Here is a 16,314-nt window from a genome sequence, read left to right as displayed (position 1 = left end):
GGCGGGGAGCTGGGCATGGGGGAGAGATAATCCCCCGGCGTGGCGTGTTGAACCCGTTTTCCGCGATCGGCCGCGGCGAAGGTGACGCGTCCTGGGCACGATCGGCGTCGACCGCGGCGTCGGGCCTCACCGGATCGGCGGCCGCGACGGACCGGGCCGCATGGACTTTCCGGGCCGCCCCCGCTAAGCAGGCGGCCATGTTGAGGAAGCTTTACGACTGGTGCATCGGCGCCGCGGGCAAGCCGCACGCCACCTGGGCGCTCGGCACGGTGTCGTTCGCGGAAAGCTCGTTCTTTCCGATTCCGCCCGACACCATGCTGATTCCGATGGCGCTCGCGCGCCCGGACAAGGCCTATTACTACGCCCTGGTCTGCACCATCACGTCGGTGCTGGGCGGCATTCTCGGCTATGCGATCGGCGCCTACCTGTACGACTCGGTCGGCCTGTGGCTGATCTCGCTCTACGGCTACGGCGACAAGGTCGAGGCGTTTCGCGAGGCCTACGCCAAGTGGGGCTCGCTGATCATCCTGATCAAGGGCGTCACCCCGATCCCCTACAAGATCGTCACGATCACGTCCGGCTTCGCCGGCTACAACTTCTTCCTGTTCGTGCTGTTCTCGGTGATCACCCGGGGCGCGCGCTTTTTCCTCTCGGCCTTCCTGCTGCAGCGTTACGGGCCGGTCGCCCGCGAGCACATCGAGAAGCGCCTCGGCTTCTGGTTCACGATCTTCCTGATCGTGCTGATCGGCGGCATCGTCGCAGCTCTGTATGTCATGTGACATGGACGGGTGCCGGTGCCGGCGCCCGGCCGGCCCCGACGAAGGGCGGCGTTTCGGATGGCGTCATGCGCCGGTCGCGGCCCCGAAAGAGCGCGCATGCGTGCGCGGAGCATTCCCAGCCGCACTGGTTTCGCTCTAGAGTGACGGCGAGGCGGACGACCAAGATCCGCCCGCCGGGAGGCTTCCGCGTGACGTCACTTCGACAGCCCTGATCGTGTCGTGCTTCGCGGCACCGCCTTGCGGTGGTGCCGACGTGCGCCTGCTCGCCCCCCTGCGATGTTCCATCCAGCCCGACGAGAAAGACTGCCAAGGAGCCCTCATGCGCGCAAAAACCCTCGCCCTCGCGGCCGCGACCGCCGCCCTGATCGCCGGATCGGGGCCCGCCGCGGCGCAGACCAAGCTCACCATCATGGTGTTCGCTGGCATGCAGAACCTGCCGCTGTTCGCGGCGCAGTCGCAGGGCCTGTTCGCCAAGCGCGGGCTCGAGGTCGACATCAAGATCGCGCCGAACTCGGACGAGCTGCGCAACGGCCTCGCCGACGGGCGCTTCCAGGTCGTCCACGCCGCCTCCGACAATTCGGTCGCCATGGTCGAGATGGCCGGCGCCGACGCCAAGATCGTCGTCGGCGGCGACGACGGCATGAACCGGCTGTTCGTCCAGCCCGACATTTCCGACATCAAGGATCTGCGCGGCAAGACCGTCGCGGTCGACGCGACCAACACGGCCTATGCGTTCCAGCTCTACGAGATCCTGCGCTCCGCCGGCCTCGAGCGCGAGAAGGACTACAAGGTGCAGGTGGTCGGCGCGACGATGAAGCGGGTCGATGCGCTCCTCGCCGACAAGACGCTCGCCGCCACCATGCTCAACCCGCCGTTCTCGTTGCGCGCCCAGAAGGCCGGCCTCAAGGACATGGGCGAGGCGACCAAGGTGATCGGCCCGTACCAGGCCTCGGCCGGCTTCGTGATCGCCAAGTGGGCGCGCGAGAACTCCGACACGCTGGTCAAGTATCTGTCGGCCTATGTCGAGGGCGTGCGCTGGTCGACCGACCCGAAGAACAAGGCGGCCGCGATCAAGCTCGTCTCCGACAATCTCAAGCTGCCCGAGGAGGTCGCGACCGCCGGCTACGGCCTGCTGCTCGCCGGCATGCCGAAGGACGCGGCGCTCGACATGAAGGGCTTCGAGAACGTGCTGGCGCTGCGCACCAAGCACACCGGCAAGCCGACCAAGCCGGCGGCCGACTACGTCGACCTGTCCTATTATCAGAAGGCGATCGCCGGCATGTGAGCGGGCGCGCGCTCCGTCAGCCGTCATTCCGGGGCGCGGCACCCGGATCGGCGCCATGCGCCGTCCGGGCACAGGCTCCGCGGCGAGCCCGGAATCCATACTCACAGACCGGGGTTATGGATTCCGGACAGCCGACCTGCGGTCGGCTTCCGGAATGACGGGACGGAAAGGCCCGCCCGCGAGGATCGGCCGATCACTCCGAGGTCCGCACCATGAACCTCTCCCAGATGCTCCTCGGCCGCGAGGCCGCCGGAAAACCCGTCACGGTCGGGCTGATCGGGGCGGGCAAGTTCGGCGCGATGTTCCTGGCGCAGGCGCGGCTGACGCGCGGCCTGCACGTCGTCGGCATCGCCGATCTCGACCCGGCACGCGCACAGCGCCAGCTCGCCACCGTCGGCTGGGAGCCGGAGCGCTCCACCGCGACCTCGCTCGATGACGCGCTGACATCGGGAAAGACCCATGTCGGACCGGACGCCGCCGCGCTGATCGCCCATGCCGGGGTCGAGGTGATCGTCGAGGCGACCGGCGGTCCGGCGGCCGGCATCACGCACGCCCTCGCCGCGATTCAGAACGGCAAGCATGTCGTGATGGTCAATGTCGAGGCCGACGCGCTCGCCGGCCCGCTGCTCGCCGAGCGGGCGCGAAAAGCCGGCGTCGTCTACAGCCTCGCCTGGGGAGATCAGCCGGCGCTGATCTGCGAGCATGTCGACTGGGCGCGCGCCTGCGGCTTCGAGGTGATCGCCGCGGGCAAGGGCACGCGGTACGAGCCGCACTACCACGCTTCGACGCCCGACACGGTGTGGGACATCCTCGACAAGTATCTGTCGATCAAGGATCGCGGCTCGATCAATCCGAAGATGTTCAACTCCTTCGTCGACGGCACCAAGTCGGCGATCGAGATGACGGCGGTGTGCAACGCGACCGGCCTGGTGCCGCAGTCGGACGGCCTGCGCTTCCCGCCGGCGACCCGTTTCGCTCTCGCCGAGGTGTGCAAGCCGGAGCGCGACGGCGGCACGCTGGAGAAAGCCGGCGTCACCGAGGTGGTCTCCTCGGTCGACCGCCAGGGCGCGGACGTGCCGCATCACCTCGCGCTCGGCACCTATGTCGTGATCGAGGGCGAGACCGCGTATGCGCGGCGCTGCTTCAAGGAATACGCGATGCTGCCCGACACCAGCGGGCGCTACGCCGCGCTCTACCGGCCGATCCACATGATCGGGCTCGAGCTCGGGATTTCAGTTGCGAGCGCGGCGCTGCGCCGCGAGCCGACGGGTGCGCCGACCGGGTTCCGCTCCGACGTCGTCGCCACGGCCAAGCGCGCGCTGAAGGCGGGCGAGGTGCTGGACGGCGAGGGCGGCTTCTGCGTCTGGGGCCGGCAGACGCCGGCCGCGCGCTCGCTCGCCGACGGCCTGCTGCCGCTCGGCCTCGCGCACGGCGTGACGCTGACGCGCGACGTGCCTTTGGGCGCCGCGCTGCGCTGGGACGACGTCGCGATCGACGCGACCGACATCGCCGTGAAGACGCGGCGCGATATGGAGGCGGCGTTCGGCCGGAGGTCCGGCTGAGCGAACGACGAGGCGCACCGTCGCCGGTGCGAAACAGGGAGCACGTTCATGAGCGACTATTACGTCCATCGCCTGCAGGTCGCGCTGCCGCTCGCGACCGCCGACACGATCGCGAACGAGGCGATCGCCGCCGGCCGCGAGGCCGGCCTGCTGCCGCTCACCGTCGCGGTGCTGGACGCCGGCGGCCACACCGTCGTGCTCAAGCGCGAGGACGGGTCGGGCATCCTGCGCGCCGCCATCGCCACCGGCAAGGCCTGGGGCGCGCTCGGCATGGGCATCTCGAGTCGCACCATCCGGGACCGGCTGCGCGAGCGGACGGCGTTCCAGAGCGCGCTCGCCGCCGCCTCCGACGGCCGCTTCATCCCGGTGCCGGGCGGCGTCCTGATCAGGAACGCGGCCGGCGAGGTGATCGGCGCGGTCGGCATCAGCGGCGACGCTTCCGACAAGGACGAGTACGCGGCCATCACGGCCGTGCAGCGCGCCGGGCTGACGCCGCATCCGGAGCAGCCGGCCGACAACTGGCGCGACGCGGGCTTGTGATTGAGGCCGGTTCCGCTTCATGAGCTCGCCGTCATTCCGGGGCGCGGCGAACGCGAACCCGGACTCCAGCGGCAAGCTCCGCGTTCCGGGCTGGATTCCGGGTTCGGCGCCGTGCGCCGCCCCGGAATGACAAGCGAAATGATCAGGTGAATGACGCGCAAGGCCCGCCGTAACGCTCGGCGCCGCTACCGAAACCCCCGACTGTATCGAGGAGAGACGACCATGATCAGCAAGCTCGTCGCGACCGTGGCGCTCTGCCTCGGCTTGTCGCTCTCACCGCTCGCCGCGCAGGAAACCTATCCGCGCCATCCGATCCGGTTGGTCGTGCCGTTCCCGGCGGGCGGCCCGACCGACGTGTTCGCCCGGCAGTACGCGACCCGCATGTCGGTTGTGCTCGGCCAGCCCATGGTGGTCGAGAACAAGCCGGGCGCCGCCGGCGCCATCGGCTCGACCGAGGTCGCCCGCGCGAACGCCGACGGCTACACGCTGCTGTTCGGCACCGCCTCGACGCACGGCCTCTACAATCTGCTCTCCAAGGCGCCGAAATACGATTCGCTGAAGGACTTCGCGCCGGTCGCCATCGTCGGCTCGGCGCCGGCCGTGGTGGTCGTGCATCCGTCCGGACCGGCCGACCTCGCCGCCCTGGTCGCCGCCGTGAAGGCCAATCCGGGCAAGCTGCAATACGGCTCGCCCGGCACCGGGACGTTCCTCCACCTCGCCGGCGAGATGTTCAAGACCGAGGCCGGCCGCCTCGACATCCCGCACATTCCCTACAAGGGCTCGGCGCCCGCCATGAACGACCTGATCGGCAACCAGGTCGGCATGGTGATCGACACGCTCGGCACCTCGATCGAGCAGCACCGCGGCGGCAAGGCGCGCATTCTGGCGGTCGCGGCGGCGAAGCGCTCCGAGCTCGCGCCCGACATCCCGACCGTCGACGAGGCGCTCGGCACCAAGGGCTTCGAGGCCGGCCTGTGGAACGTCGTGGCGGCGCCCAAGGGGACGCCGGCGCCCGAGCTCGCGGTGCTGGCCGAGGCGACCCGCCGCGTCATGGCGGAGCCCGACGTCCAGGCTCAGCTCAGCCGGATCGGCATCGATCCGGTGACGGACTCCTCGCCGGCCAAGGCCGCAGCCTTCATCGAGCGCGAGCGCGCCCGCTTCGGCCCGGTCGTCCAGGCCGCCGGCGTGAGCATCGACTGAGGTGGCGGGGCGGCGAGGGGCGGCCGCGGGCCACCCCCTCCGACGTCATCGCCGGGCTTGACCCGGCGATCCATCTCTCTGCGCCAAATGGCTTTTGATGAAGATGATGGCTGCGCGGGTCGAGCCCGCGCATGACGCCTTTTTGGGTGGCACGCGAAGTGTGCATCCCGGAGCGCCTTCGCGGGGACGAGCGGAACAGATGCGCTTCGGAACTGAAAACGTGTTACCGCGGCGTGCCGCGCAGGAAGGCGGCGATGTCGGGGTTCTCTTCCAGCGCGGCGAGATCGTCGGGCGTGGGCAGCTGCGGCTTGTCGCGCACCGCGTCGACCATGCACAGGAAGCCGAGCGGCTCGCCCTTGGTGGCGCGGAACTGGTGCCAGGTCATCGGCGGGATGTGGACGAGGTCGCGCTCGCCGACCTCGCGCACCGCGTCGCCCACGAGGCAATGCCCGCGTCCGCGAAAAATCATCACGCCGTGGACGTGTTGGTGGCGCTCCAGCGTCGAGAACCCGCCGGCGTCGACCTCGAAATAGCGCAGCTCGCCGGCGAGGTTCGGATCCGAGAACAGGATCTGGCGCGACACCGCCTTGAACAGCGCCCGCTCGTCCTCCTTGTAGGGCCGCGCCTCGACGCCCTCCCAGCGGAAGTCTTGCTCGGCCTTGCGGAAGCTGTTCGGAGCCGTCGGGTCGCTGGTCATGGTATCGCCGTCGCCTCGTTCTCGATCTCGGTTTCGGTCATTCCGGGGCGCGGACCTTCAGGTCCGCGAGCCCGGAATCCATATCCCCTGTGTCGGTTGCTCACGTGCGACCGGGGTTATGGGTTCCGGGCTCGCGGGCTGCGCCCGCGCCCCGGAACGACCGGCTCATTTCATGTAATCATGTCGGTGCACGGCGGCCACGAGGTCGGCCGTGGCGGCGACGAGATCGTCCTTCGTGTCGAGCAGCGCGCCGCCGATCAGCAGCATCGTGTCGGCACCGTAGACCTCGAGCAGCTCCGGCACGCGGGCGCGCGTCATGCCGCCGGCCGGCACCGGCAGGCTCGGCGCGAGGCCGTGCCAGGGCGTGCGGGCGGCCGCGGCGAGCGCCCGGCAGGTCTCCGCCGTCCAGCCGAAGCGGCCGCCGTAGTTCGGGTAGACCACCGCGTCGGCGCCGATCAGGCGGAACAGCTTGCCGAACAGCAGCGGCGGCGCGATGCGGCTGGCTCCGCCGAGCGCCGGATGGGCGACGAACAGAATGTCGGGGCACTCGGCCACCAGCGTGTGGACCGTGGCGAAGCCCGCCACCATGGGCGCCACCATCACGGCGCGGACGCCGGCGGCGCGGGCGCAGGCGACCTGGGTGCGCATGCGGTCGAGATCGCCGGAGAGATTCGGCACGTAGAGGGTCGTGCGCCCGCTGCGCGAGCCGGCGGCTCGCATGCTCTCCGCGATGCGTGGCACCCGCTCGGCGAACGGTGCCGCCGGCTGGTCGGCGATGCCGTGATCGTCCTTGATGAGGTCGATGCCGCCCTCGGCGAACTGTTCGGCGAGCGCGGCGAGCGCCCGGGCCGACAGGCCCTGCGGCTTCAGCGTCGTCGCCGTGAGGGCGCGGCCGGGCGCCCCGATCCGCTCGCGAAACCCCGCGATGCCGTGATGCGGACCGCCGAACGCCGCCGCGGTCGCGGCCGGGACATCCACGTCGGACAGCACCACGTCGTCGTGCAGCGACGAGTTGCCGAACAGCATCGAGAGGAGCTGGCCGGCGTCGGTCCCGATGGTGGCGTCGGCGAGGCCGATCGTGACGGTGAAGCAGCCGTCGCCGGCCGGCGCGATTCGCTCGACGCGTCCGACGATCTCCTCCAGCACGGCCGAATCGGTGATGGCCGACAACGGCATCTCGACGCTCTGCTCGATCGCGAGCGCCGTCGCGCGCGAATCGATCTCCGCCGCAGGACAGCGCACCACATACGTGACCTCGATACGGCGGTTCACGACACCTCACTCCAACGAACCGAAAACATCTGGAAAATGAACCAGCTGTGGCTGATCCGCACGGTCCTAGCACATCGCCCGGCGGGCGTACGCGCCAAATTCCCGAACCGGGACTGTCACGCCAAAGCCCCATCTCCGCCACGAAACCGTGGCCAAATTCGTCTCGGGGGACTGGGGGAGTTAGTGAATGGTGGGCTGGTCGAGGCTCCTTCGGAGCGCGACGGCGCGTGCGCTCGTCTTGCGTTTTGCGAAGGGAACGGCGATCGCGGGAACGGCGACGACCGCGGCGACGCTCTTGCTCTCGGCCATCCAGGACACGTCGTCACCGGACGGGCCGCCACGGCCGCCCGTCCCGATACTCCGTGCGACCACTCGGATCGAGCCGCCCGTCGGCGTGTCGGTGCCCGTCACCGTCGCGATGGCGGACCGGGCGCCTGCGCCCGTGGCACGCCCCGAGCCGGAACCGGAGCGGCTCGCGGCCCGGCCAGAACGGTCCGACCGCAGTCGTGCTGCGACGACGGCGCAAAGTCCGACGCCGCCGCGAGCGGTGCCGCCAAGCGCGGCGCTCGCACCACCTGCCGCGGCGCCGGGCGCCACGGCCTCCATCGAGCCCCCGACCGTATCGCCGCCGCTCGACCTCGTGGCCCTCGCTCGAACCTCCGAGGACCGCGTCGAGGGCACCGGCCGCGACGGTCACTGGACCTTCGGTTCATCGCTCCGGCTCGTGCGGTCCGCCGCCGAGTCGGCGACCAGCAAGGTGCTCGAATGGAAACACCGCGTCACGAGTTCGATCGGATCCCTGCTCGACGTCCTGCCTTGACCCGCGAAAGGCTTCTGCGCGCCGCCCTCGCGGTGTTCGCCGATCACGGCTACGCGGGCGCGTCGGTGCGGCGGATCTGCCAGCGGGCACGCGCCAATCCGGCTGCCGTGAAGCACTATTTCGGCAACAAGGAAGGCCTCTATCAGGAGGTTCTGCAGGCCGCCTCGTCGGCCTTCGCGGGCACCGATCCGACGGCCGGCGGCTTCGCCGATCCGGACGAGCGGCCGCCCGAGGAGATGCTGCGCGACCTGATCCGCGACCAGCTCCGCCCGGTGCTGCGGCGGAACACCATCGGCCGCTACCTCAAGGTCTTCGCCTGGGAGGACATGCAGCCGTCGCGGCCCTACAAGCAGTTCCTCGCCTCCGGCCGGGCGCCGGCGGTCGCGAGCGCATCGAGCATCGCGCGAAAGCTGCTGCCGCCCGACGCCTCCAACGAGGAGGTGGCGGTCGCCACCGCCTGGCTGATGAACCAGGCGATGCCGTTCGTGCGCAATCGCGACGTATTCCGCGCGGCGCCGTTCGGGCTGCGCTACGACAACGCCATGGTCGAGCGGCTCGCCGACCGGCTGACGCATCTGGCGCTCACCGGCCTCGCCGGCCGGCCGCGACGGCTGGACTGATCAGCTCCGCTGAGTCGGCGGCTCCGGCGGCGCCCAGGACGGACGCCGGCGCGCCGCGAAGGCGGCGCGGCCCTCGACGCCTTCGGGCGCCAGAAAGCCGCGGCGGAACTTTTCGGCGAGCGACGCCATCAGCTCCGGGGTCGGCGCGAGCCCGCGCAGGGCGCGGAGATCCTCCTTCGCCTCGGCGGTCGCTCGCGGGGCCGACAGCAGCACCGACGTGATGGTCTCGTCGAGTGCGGTCTCCCTGTCGGCGGTCGCGCACAGTCGGTGGGCGACGCCGAGCCGCAGCGCCTCCTCGGCACCGATCGCCTCGCCCGTGATCAGCAGACGGCGCAGCGCCCGCGGCCCGAGCGCCCGCTCGAACAGCGGCACATAGGGCGCGACCGGAAAGCCGAGCCGCAGCTCCGGCACGGCGAAGCGTGCGTCGTCGGCGGCGATCAGCACGTCGCAGCAGGCGGCGAGCGCGAAGGCGCCGCCCATGCAGGCGCCGTGCACGAGCGCGATCGTCGGCTTCGGGCAGGCATCGAGCGCGAGGCACACGGACGGCATCGGCACGCCCGTCCCGTCCGGCCGGCCGCTATGCGCGTCGGGATCGCCGACGACGTCGCCGCCGACGCCGAAGTGCTTGCCGTTGCCGCGCAGCACCACGCAGCGCACCGCCGGGTTCTCGGACACGGCGCCGATCAGCGCGAACAGCCGCTCCAGCATGTCGCCGTCGTAGGCGTTGCCCTTGTCGGGCCGGTCGAGCGTCAGGGTGGCGACGCCGCGGGCGTCGCGCGCGACGTGAACATGCGTGCCGCTCACGCCGCCGCTCCTGCGAGGAAATCGAGAACGACGCGGTCGAAGGCGTCGGGCGCGTCCATGTTTGCGATGTGGCCGGCGCCGGGAATCACCGCAAAGCCCGCGCCCGGCAGCGCATCGGCGAGGCGGCGCATCGCGGCCGGCGTGGTCCCGTCCTTCTCGCCGACGACGAACAGGGTCGGCCGCGTGATGGTCGCGGCCGCGGGCCGCAGGTCGTGATCGGCGAGCGCCGCGGCGCAGCCGGCGAAGCCCTCGACCGGCGTCGTCCTGATCATCTTGCGCAGCTTGTCGAGATGGGGTGGATTGGCCGCCACGATCGCGGGCGGGCACCAGCGCGTCACGGTCGGCTCGACCAGCGCCGCCATGCCCTCGGCACGGGCGAGCGCGATGCGCTCGGCCCAGGCGCGTGCGGACTCCGGGGAGGATGCGGCCGAGGTGTCGCAGGCGACGACGCGGTCGACCCGCTCGGGGTGACGCGCCGCGTAGCCGAGCACGGTCGAGCCGCCCATCGACAGGCCGACCAGGCTGCAGCGGGTGACGCCGACGGCGTCGAGCAGCGCGGCGAGATCGGCGATCAGGAGATCGAAATCATAAGGGCCGGCCGGTGCGTCGCTCGCGCCGTGGCCGCGCTGGTCGTAGCGCAGCACCCGATGGGTCTCGCGCAGCGCCGCGGCCTGACCGTCCCACATCGAACGATTGGTCGCGAGCGAGTTGCTGAACACGATGCAGGGCGCGCCCTGCGGCCCCTCGATCGTGCATTCCAGCGCGATGCCGTTCGCCGCCACCCGCATGATGTCGTCCGTTCTGCTGCTCGCCCTCGGATGCGGCGCCGCCGTTCAGCCGGCCGCGGCCAGTTCGGCGCCGGTGGCCGTGTCGCCGGCCCCGGCCCCGGGCTCGGCATCGGGCTCCGACAGGCGGAGCTGATGGAAGGTGGCGTAGCGCTGGCCGTTCCTCAAGAGCTCCTCGTGGCGGCCGGCCTCGGCGATCTCGCCCTGCTCGACCACGTGGATGCGGTCGGCATGGGCGATGGTGTAGAGCCGGTGCGCGATCACCAGCGTGGTGCGGCCCTTGATCAGCTCGCCCATCGCGGCCTGCACGAAAGCCTCGGCCTCCGAGTCGAGCGCCGCGGTCGGCTCGTCCAGCAGCACGATCGGCGCGTCGCGCAGAAGGGCGCGGGCGATCGCGATTCGGGCGCGCTGGCCGCCGGAGAGCTGCGCGCCCTGCTCGCCGACCCTGGTGTCGTAGCCGTCCGGAAACGCCGTGATGAAGTCGTGCGCGTAGGCCGCCTTGGCGGCCGCGACGATCTCGTCCTCGGAGGCGCCGATGCGTCCGAGCGCGATGTTCTCGCGGATCGTGCCGTGGAACAGGTAGACGTCCTGGCCCACATAGGCGAAGGCGCGGCGCAGCGACGCCGACGACACCGTGGCGATGTCCTGGCCGTCGATCAGGATGCGGCCCGATTGCGGCGCGTAGAGCCCGAGCAGCAGGTTGAAGATGGTCGACTTGCCGCTGCCCGAGGCGCCGACGAAGGCGGAGATGCGATGCGGCGCCGCCTCGAACGACACGTCCTTGAGCACCGGTTCGCCCGGCCGGTAGGAGAAGCCGACATTCTCGAACCGCACCGCACCCTCGGTGACCTTCAGGGCGGTCGTGCGGGTGTCGGCCGGGGGCACCGGCAGGTCGAGCAGATCGAACAGGATGCGCACGCCGACCAGGTTCGACTGCAGCTCGATGTTGAGCCGCGCGATCCGCTTGGCCGGCTCGTAGGCGAGCAGGAAGGCGGTGATGAACGAGATGAAGCCGCCCGGTGTCGCGTCGAGAACGAGCACGCTGTAGCCGCCGACCAGCAGCACCGACGCGATCGCCAGGCCGCCGAGCGTCTCCATCAGCGGCGTCGAGCGGTTCTGCACGCGGGCGAGCTTGTTGGAGGCCTGCTCGATCGTGTCGACGTGGCGATGCACCCGCTCCTGCATGACGTTTTCGAGGTTGAACGCCTTGACGATCTTGAAGCCCTGCACGGTCTCCTGCAGGGCCTGCTGGATCATCATGGTGCCGCCGAACTGGGCGAGCGTGATCTGGCGCACCCGCTTGATCAGCTTGCGCAGCACCAGCACGGCCGGCGGCATGATCAGGAGGCCGACGATCGACAGCAGCGGCTGCTGGTACACCATCACGAAGATCAGGCCGATCAGCGTGAGGAGGTCGCGGCCGAGCGCCGTGATCAGGCTGTTGAGCACGGCCGAGGCCGAGGTGGCGCCGAAGTTGATGCGGGCGACGAACTCGGACGAGTGCTTGTCGGAGTAGAAGCCCAGATTCTGCTGCACCAGGCGGTCGAACATCCGCTTCTGGTTGACCGCGATGATGCGGTTCGAGATGCGCGCGAGCGTCACGGCCTGGCCGTAGGTCGCGAATCCCTTGCAGACGAAGATCACGATCGCGGCGATCGACACGGCCGCGACGCCGGCGAAGCTCTTGTCGACGTAGACCTCGTTGACGGCCGAGCCGATCAGATAGGCGGTCGCCGCCGTCGCCGCGGCGCCGACGCCCATGAAGCAGAAGGCGAGCGCATAGCTCTTCGCGTGGCCGCGTCCGTACTCGGAGAGAAGCCGCTTCAGGACCGCCACGGTGCCGGCCGGATCGGTGTTGCCCCGGAGCCGGAGCAGACCCGCCAACATATTGAAAAGCTTGGTCATCGAGAACTCGCTGAAGGGCCGGACCGACGGCCGGCGGGACTGTAGTCGATCGCTCCCGGCGCGTCCAACCGACGCCCTCACCGCGCCCCGGCGAGGCGCAGCGTGGTGTCGACGACGTGGCGGGCGATCGCCGGCGGCGTGTGGTGGGCGAGAACGTGGGCGCGGCCGGCCGTCGCGATGCGGGCGAGGCCGGCGCGATCGGCGAGCGCGGCCGTCACGGCGCGCGCGAGGCCGCCCGGCTCGACGTCGTAGTAGAGCGCGTGCTCGCCGTCGAGCAGCGGCGCGTGGCGCTCGATCGACGGCTGGTTGGCGAGCGGCACCGAGCCGCACAGCGCCGCTTCGTAGAGACGGAAGCACTGCCAGCCGTAGCCCTCCGGCGTCCACACCAGGCGGGCGCGGGCCATCCGGGCCAGATAGGCGTCGAGCGGCAGCGGCGCGTCCGGCACGTCGACGACGATGCCGTGGTCGCGCAGCGCGAGCAGCTCGCCGAGGCCGTTCTCACGTACCGTGGAGGAGTCCTTCACCCGGCCGGCCCAGAAGATGTCGGCGGTCTTCTCCGCCTCCGGCACGACCTCGGGCGAGGGGCGCGCGAACACCTCGAGCGGCACGCCGAGCGACAGCGGCGCGAGCTTCTCCATGCGGCGCCGGTTCTTCGCCACGCGGCGGAAGCGTGGCGTCGGCACCCGCCAGTGCAGCGTGCCGGTGAAGGCCTGCCAGTGGTCGGCCGGCAGCTCGCGCTTGAAGTAGGCAACAGCGCGGTCGAGCAGGAAGGCGTTGCCGCGGTCGATCACGGCGGGATCGTCGAAGTCGAGCACGGCGATCGGGGCGGCGACGCGCCGGCGGACGAGCTGGGGGGCGAGCGCGCGGGCGAGCGGCAGCGCGCCGCGCAGCACGCTGCGGCGGAAGACCGTCCGGCCGAGCGCCCGAAAAGTCCACGGCGCGAAGGCCGGCGCGTGCACGACGACGAGGTCGAGATCAGGGTCGGCGAGGCGGGCCGCGAGGTCGGGCAGGGTGCCGAAGGTCGGGACGTGGCGGCCCTGCGCCGGATCCATCCGGGTCTCGTCCGGCCAGGTCGAGAAGAACGTGGTGGTCTGCGGGAACGCCGCATGCATGAAGGCGGTCGGGCCGACCTCGACGATGCGGGGCGAATCGATGCGGGGCGGCCGCGCGGCGATGTCCGGATCGGGCGCGGTCTCGCGCGATGCGGTCATGGCCGGCGCCATCGGGCTCGACAAGGTGATGTCGGACATGCGGCGGCGGGCGTCAGGACGACGCCGGCTCCTTCTCGACGAACGGCCGCATGGCGGCCGCGAGATGCGGCGCGATGAGGCTCTCGACCGTGTTGCGCTTCTCCTCGGCGAGCTCGGGCCGGCCCATCAGGCCGACCTCGTGCAGCCAAGGGCCGACCCATTGCAGCGGGCCGTCCTCCACGGCGAGGCCGGGGCGGAACGGCACGAAGCGGGTCTCGGCCTCCTCCAGGGTGGCGAGGTCGAGGCGGCTGTACAGCGGCTCCCAGTTACCGCCGCCGGTGTCGAGGCCGAGAAACCAGTCCTGGCCGAAGTCGAGCGGCAGGTCGGCGACCTTGTCGAACCGGAACATGCAGAAGCCGGCCCACAGGAACCAGCGGCTACCGATCCGGCGCACCTGGCCGTAACAGTCCTGCCGGGCGAGCGGCGCGAACGGGTCGTCCCGCCCGGTCGGGAACAGGTCGTCGTCGATGAAGCCGAAGGCGGCCGGGACGGCCGGGCGAATCAGGTTGTGCCAGGTCCAGTTGAGGGCGAGGCCGTGCGACCGGCTCGGCGCCTTGCCGGACCACGGGTTGCGCGGCAGCTGCAGGTAGTGCGCCCCCTCGGCCCGGGCGACGTGCCGGATGCGCTCCGCCGTCGCGTCGTCGGGCGAGTTGTCGACGATGACGTGGACGACGTCCGGCACGTAGTGGCGGATCAGGGCGATCTGCCAGCGGGCGGCGTTGACGTCGGCGAAGGCGATCGTCACCAGGGCGTTGCGGCCGCCGATCGCGCGACCGACCGCGGCGAGGTCGCCGGCGGCCGGGGGCTTGCGGCGATAGCCGGCGTCGACGGCGCGGTAGCGCGCCGTCTTGAGGGACTGCACGAGCGGCCGCAACCGGAGCCACTCGAGCCAGCTATAGTCGGACATCGCCCGCGGCATGCTTCCTCATACGGAATCGGGTCCGTTTGCGCCAGTCTCGGGTTTGCCCGAGGGGGTCCGCAGGCGCGCCGGCCGAGGGCGGCAGGGTCGCCGCCGCGATCCGGGGCGACTATAGTAACCCGCCAAGAGAACGCGGGTTTCGGACGACGGTTTCGGGCGACGGTTGCGGCGACGGTGTCGATGACGGCTGGGGTGACGGTTTCGGTGGTTCTGCCGGTGCGCGACGGCGGGCCGTTCCTGCGCGAGGCGCTCGACAGCGTTCTCGGCCAGGAGATGGGGAACCTGGAGCTCCTCGCCGTCGACGACGGCTCGACCGACGACACGCCGGCGATTCTTGCCGCCGCGGCGGCCCGCGACCCGCGGGTGCGGCTGTTCGCGACCGGCGGACGCGGCCTCGTCGCGGCGCTGAACACGGGCGTCGAAGCGGCGCGGGGCGCGTATCTGGCCCGGCTCGACGCCGACGACGTCGCGATGCCGAACCGGCTGTCCCGTCAACTCTCCGCGATGACGGCGCGGCCTTCCCTGGGGCTGCTCGGAAGCTGGGCCGAGACGATCGATGCCGACGGCCGTCCGATCGGCCGGCTGACGCCGGAGACCGATCCGGGGGCGCTCGTCGCGCTGCTCCAGCGGACCAACCCGTTCATCCATTCCTCGCTGATGCTGCGCACCGACCTGGTGCGCCGGCTCAGCGGCTACCGGGCCGCCTTCGAGGCGGCCGAAGACTACGACCTGTGGCTGCGGGTCGCCGAGGTGGCGGAGGTCGGCAACCTGCCGGAGCCGCTGATCCGCTACCGCTGGCACGGCGGCAACGTCACCAGCCGCAAGGAGGTCCGGCAGTGCTTCTCGGTGCGGCTGGCGCAGCGCGCCGCCGCGGCCCGCCGGGCCGGCCTGCCGGATCCGGCCGATGCGCTCGCCGGCCCGCCCGATCTCGCCGACCCGGCCGCCGTGGCGGGGGCCTTCGCCGAGGATGCCCGGCTCTACCGGGTGCTGGCGCTGGCCGATCCCGCCGCCGCGGCGGCGACCGGGCCGGTCGATCTCGGCCCGCTGCTCGCGCCGCCGACGCCGCTGTCGCACCGGGAGCGCAAGCTCGCCCAGAAGGCCTTGCTGGCTTTGGCAAAACGGCCCGGCTTCGGGATGCCCGGGCGGCTCGGGCTGATGTGGCGGATGCTGCGGCTGCACCCCGGCCGCGGAATCGCGCTCGCCGTCGGCGCGCTCACCGGCCGCGCCTGAGCGCCGCCCGCTCGGTCGCGACCGCCAGGATCGCGTCGGCCGCTGTCTGCAGCCCCGCATAAAGCTCGGGCGTCTCGCCATAGGCGGCGCCGTTCGCCGACCAGGCGGCGCGGCGGCCCGGGTCCGCCGCCGTCGCCAGCGCCGCGGCGAGGTCCGCCTCGGCGAACGGCTCGGGCAGCACGAGGCCCGCCTCGGCCAGCGCGACATGCTCGGCATAGCCGCAGATTCCGGAGGCGACCACGGGCAGGCCGTTGACGACGGCCTCGAGGATCACGGTGCCGGTGGTGTCGAGCCGGGCCGGATGGACCAGGAGATCGGCCGCCGCCATCACGGCCGGCATGTCCTCGCGATGGCCGAGCCAGCGAATCCGGTCGGCGACCCCGAGCTTGGCGGCGAGCCGGACGGTGTCGCGCGCCGCCTTGTCGCGGGCGCCGAGCCCAGCGACCAGCAGGCGGGCCTCCGGCCGGGCGGCGAGCGCCGCGACGGTGCGGTCGAGCCCCTTGGTCGCGGGCTGAACCGCGACGGCGAGCCAGACCGTCTCGTCAGCGAGCCCGAGCGTGGCGCGCATCCGGGCGCGGGTGCCGTCGTGGCGCAGCCCCGGCTGCCGACGCGCCGGCGCGCCGGTCGGCGGCAGCACCGTGATGCG

General features: G+C 71.5%; 16 protein-coding genes. 8 read left to right on the top strand and 8 right to left on the bottom strand.

What is annotated here, in order from left to right; all coding sequences use genetic code 11:
- The first annotated feature begins 197 nt into the window (after positions 1–197).
- The 5 genes from CCR97_RS27655 (at position 198) to CCR97_RS27635 (ending at position 5,366) form a co-directional block, all read left to right on the top strand.
- Complete coding sequence (locus tag CCR97_RS27655) at positions 198–779, top strand: YqaA family protein (RefSeq protein WP_111357932.1); 582 nt, start codon at positions 198–200, stop codon at positions 777–779.
- 319 nt (positions 780–1,098) lie between these two features.
- Positions 1,099–2,064 carry an ABC transporter substrate-binding protein gene (locus CCR97_RS27650; protein ID WP_111357931.1) on the top strand — a complete coding sequence of 322 codons (966 nt, stop codon included), beginning with the start codon at positions 1,099–1,101 and terminating at the stop codon, positions 2,062–2,064.
- Positions 2,065–2,276: 212 nt separating this feature from the next.
- The gene (locus CCR97_RS27645) at positions 2,277–3,626 is read left to right on the top strand and encodes an NAD(P)H-dependent oxidoreductase (protein ID WP_111357930.1); all 1,350 of its coding nucleotides are present in this window, start codon (positions 2,277–2,279) and stop codon (positions 3,624–3,626) included.
- Between the two features lie 48 nt (positions 3,627–3,674).
- Positions 3,675–4,166 (top strand): GlcG/HbpS family heme-binding protein, encoded by a 492-nt coding sequence (locus CCR97_RS27640; protein ID WP_111357929.1) that lies wholly within the window; start codon positions 3,675–3,677, stop codon positions 4,164–4,166.
- Between the two features lie 222 nt (positions 4,167–4,388).
- On the top strand, positions 4,389–5,366 hold the full coding sequence (locus CCR97_RS27635; RefSeq protein ID WP_170145891.1) for a Bug family tripartite tricarboxylate transporter substrate binding protein: 978 nt from the start codon (positions 4,389–4,391) through the stop codon (positions 5,364–5,366).
- Between the two features lie 223 nt (positions 5,367–5,589).
- On the opposite strand, the gene CCR97_RS27630 is transcribed toward CCR97_RS27635, so the two are convergent.
- Together CCR97_RS27630 and CCR97_RS27625 are read right to left on the bottom strand one after the other, a co-directional pair.
- Positions 5,590–6,063: a cupin domain-containing protein gene (locus CCR97_RS27630; protein ID WP_111357927.1), complete on the bottom strand. Its 474-nt coding sequence runs from the start codon at positions 6,061–6,063 to the stop codon at positions 5,590–5,592.
- 165 nt (positions 6,064–6,228) lie between these two features.
- The gene (locus CCR97_RS27625; RefSeq protein ID WP_111358180.1) at positions 6,229–7,335 is read right to left on the bottom strand and encodes a RuBisCO large subunit C-terminal-like domain-containing protein; all 1,107 of its coding nucleotides are present in this window, start codon (positions 7,333–7,335) and stop codon (positions 6,229–6,231) included.
- Between the two features lie 187 nt (positions 7,336–7,522).
- Here CCR97_RS27625 and CCR97_RS27620 point away from each other — a divergent pair, with 187 nt between their 5' ends.
- Both CCR97_RS27620 and CCR97_RS27615 read left to right on the top strand, forming a co-directional pair.
- On the top strand, positions 7,523–8,155 hold the full coding sequence (locus CCR97_RS27620; RefSeq protein ID WP_146618794.1) for a hypothetical protein: 633 nt from the start codon (positions 7,523–7,525) through the stop codon (positions 8,153–8,155).
- Positions 8,152–8,775: a TetR/AcrR family transcriptional regulator gene (locus CCR97_RS27615; protein ID WP_201160072.1), complete on the top strand. Its 624-nt coding sequence runs from the start codon at positions 8,152–8,154 to the stop codon at positions 8,773–8,775. Before CCR97_RS27620 ends, CCR97_RS27615 begins: the two co-directional genes overlap by 4 nt.
- On the opposite strand, the gene CCR97_RS27610 is transcribed toward CCR97_RS27615, so the two are convergent.
- From CCR97_RS27610 to CCR97_RS27590, 5 genes are all read right to left on the bottom strand, one after another.
- Positions 8,776–9,579: an enoyl-CoA hydratase/isomerase family protein gene (locus CCR97_RS27610; RefSeq protein ID WP_111358178.1), complete on the bottom strand. Its 804-nt coding sequence runs from the start codon at positions 9,577–9,579 to the stop codon at positions 8,776–8,778.
- Complete coding sequence (locus CCR97_RS27605) at positions 9,576–10,367, bottom strand: alpha/beta fold hydrolase (RefSeq protein WP_111358177.1); 792 nt, start codon at positions 10,365–10,367, stop codon at positions 9,576–9,578. Before CCR97_RS27605 ends, CCR97_RS27610 begins: the two co-directional genes overlap by 4 nt.
- Positions 10,368–10,412: 45 nt before the next feature.
- Entirely contained in the window at positions 10,413–12,269 is a 1,857-nt protein-coding gene (locus CCR97_RS27600) for an ABC transporter ATP-binding protein (protein WP_338049149.1), read from the bottom strand.
- A gap of 77 nt (positions 12,270–12,346) precedes the next feature.
- Positions 12,347–13,519, bottom strand: a complete 1,173-nt coding sequence (locus CCR97_RS27595) for a glycosyltransferase (RefSeq protein WP_111358176.1) — start codon at positions 13,517–13,519, stop codon at positions 12,347–12,349.
- A gap of 13 nt (positions 13,520–13,532) precedes the next feature.
- Positions 13,533–14,426, bottom strand: a complete 894-nt coding sequence (locus CCR97_RS27590; protein ID WP_244670709.1) for a hypothetical protein — start codon at positions 14,424–14,426, stop codon at positions 13,533–13,535.
- 192 nt (positions 14,427–14,618) lie between these two features.
- Between CCR97_RS27590 and CCR97_RS27585 the strand changes: the two genes are divergently transcribed.
- The gene (locus CCR97_RS27585) at positions 14,619–15,668 is read left to right on the top strand and encodes a glycosyltransferase family 2 protein (protein WP_111358175.1); all 1,050 of its coding nucleotides are present in this window, start codon (positions 14,619–14,621) and stop codon (positions 15,666–15,668) included.
- On the opposite strand, the gene CCR97_RS27580 is transcribed toward CCR97_RS27585, so the two are convergent.
- The coding region (locus CCR97_RS27580) for a glycosyltransferase (RefSeq protein WP_201160071.1) at positions 15,652–16,314 on the bottom strand (663 nt) is incomplete at its 5' end. The two genes, CCR97_RS27585 and CCR97_RS27580, sit on opposite strands and share 17 nt — an antisense overlap.

Source organism: Rhodoplanes elegans, assembly GCF_016653355.1.
Lineage (GTDB): Bacteria > Pseudomonadota > Alphaproteobacteria > Rhizobiales > Xanthobacteraceae > Rhodoplanes > Rhodoplanes elegans.
This window is presented reverse-complemented; position numbering and strand designations above follow the sequence as displayed.

What these genes read in the sequence shown, in the direction of transcription:
- CCR97_RS27620 (WP_146618794.1), top strand. Translation starts at nt 7,523, where the DNA reads ATGGTGGGCTGGTCGAGGCTCCTTCGGAGCGCGACGGCGCGTGCGCTC.
- CCR97_RS27650 (WP_111357931.1), top strand. Translation starts at nt 1,099, where the DNA reads ATGCGCGCAAAAACCCTCGCCCTCGCGGCCGCGACCGCCGCCCTGATC.
- CCR97_RS27655 (WP_111357932.1), top strand. Translation starts at nt 198, where the DNA reads ATGTTGAGGAAGCTTTACGACTGGTGCATCGGCGCCGCGGGCAAGCCG.
- CCR97_RS27630 (WP_111357927.1), bottom strand. Translation starts at nt 6,063, where the DNA reads ATGACCAGCGACCCGACGGCTCCGAACAGCTTCCGCAAGGCCGAGCAA.
- CCR97_RS27640 (WP_111357929.1), top strand. Translation starts at nt 3,675, where the DNA reads ATGAGCGACTATTACGTCCATCGCCTGCAGGTCGCGCTGCCGCTCGCG.
- CCR97_RS27590 (WP_244670709.1), bottom strand. Translation starts at nt 14,426, where the DNA reads ATGTCCGACTATAGCTGGCTCGAGTGGCTCCGGTTGCGGCCGCTCGTG.
- CCR97_RS27595 (WP_111358176.1), bottom strand. Translation starts at nt 13,519, where the DNA reads ATGTCCGACATCACCTTGTCGAGCCCGATGGCGCCGGCCATGACCGCA.
- CCR97_RS27635 (WP_170145891.1), top strand. Translation starts at nt 4,389, where the DNA reads ATGATCAGCAAGCTCGTCGCGACCGTGGCGCTCTGCCTCGGCTTGTCG.
- CCR97_RS27585 (WP_111358175.1), top strand. Translation starts at nt 14,619, where the DNA reads ATGACGGCTGGGGTGACGGTTTCGGTGGTTCTGCCGGTGCGCGACGGC.
- CCR97_RS27645 (WP_111357930.1), top strand. Translation starts at nt 2,277, where the DNA reads ATGAACCTCTCCCAGATGCTCCTCGGCCGCGAGGCCGCCGGAAAACCC.
- CCR97_RS27605 (WP_111358177.1), bottom strand. Translation starts at nt 10,367, where the DNA reads ATGCGGGTGGCGGCGAACGGCATCGCGCTGGAATGCACGATCGAGGGG.
- CCR97_RS27600 (WP_338049149.1), bottom strand. Translation starts at nt 12,269, where the DNA reads ATGACCAAGCTTTTCAATATGTTGGCGGGTCTGCTCCGGCTCCGGGGC.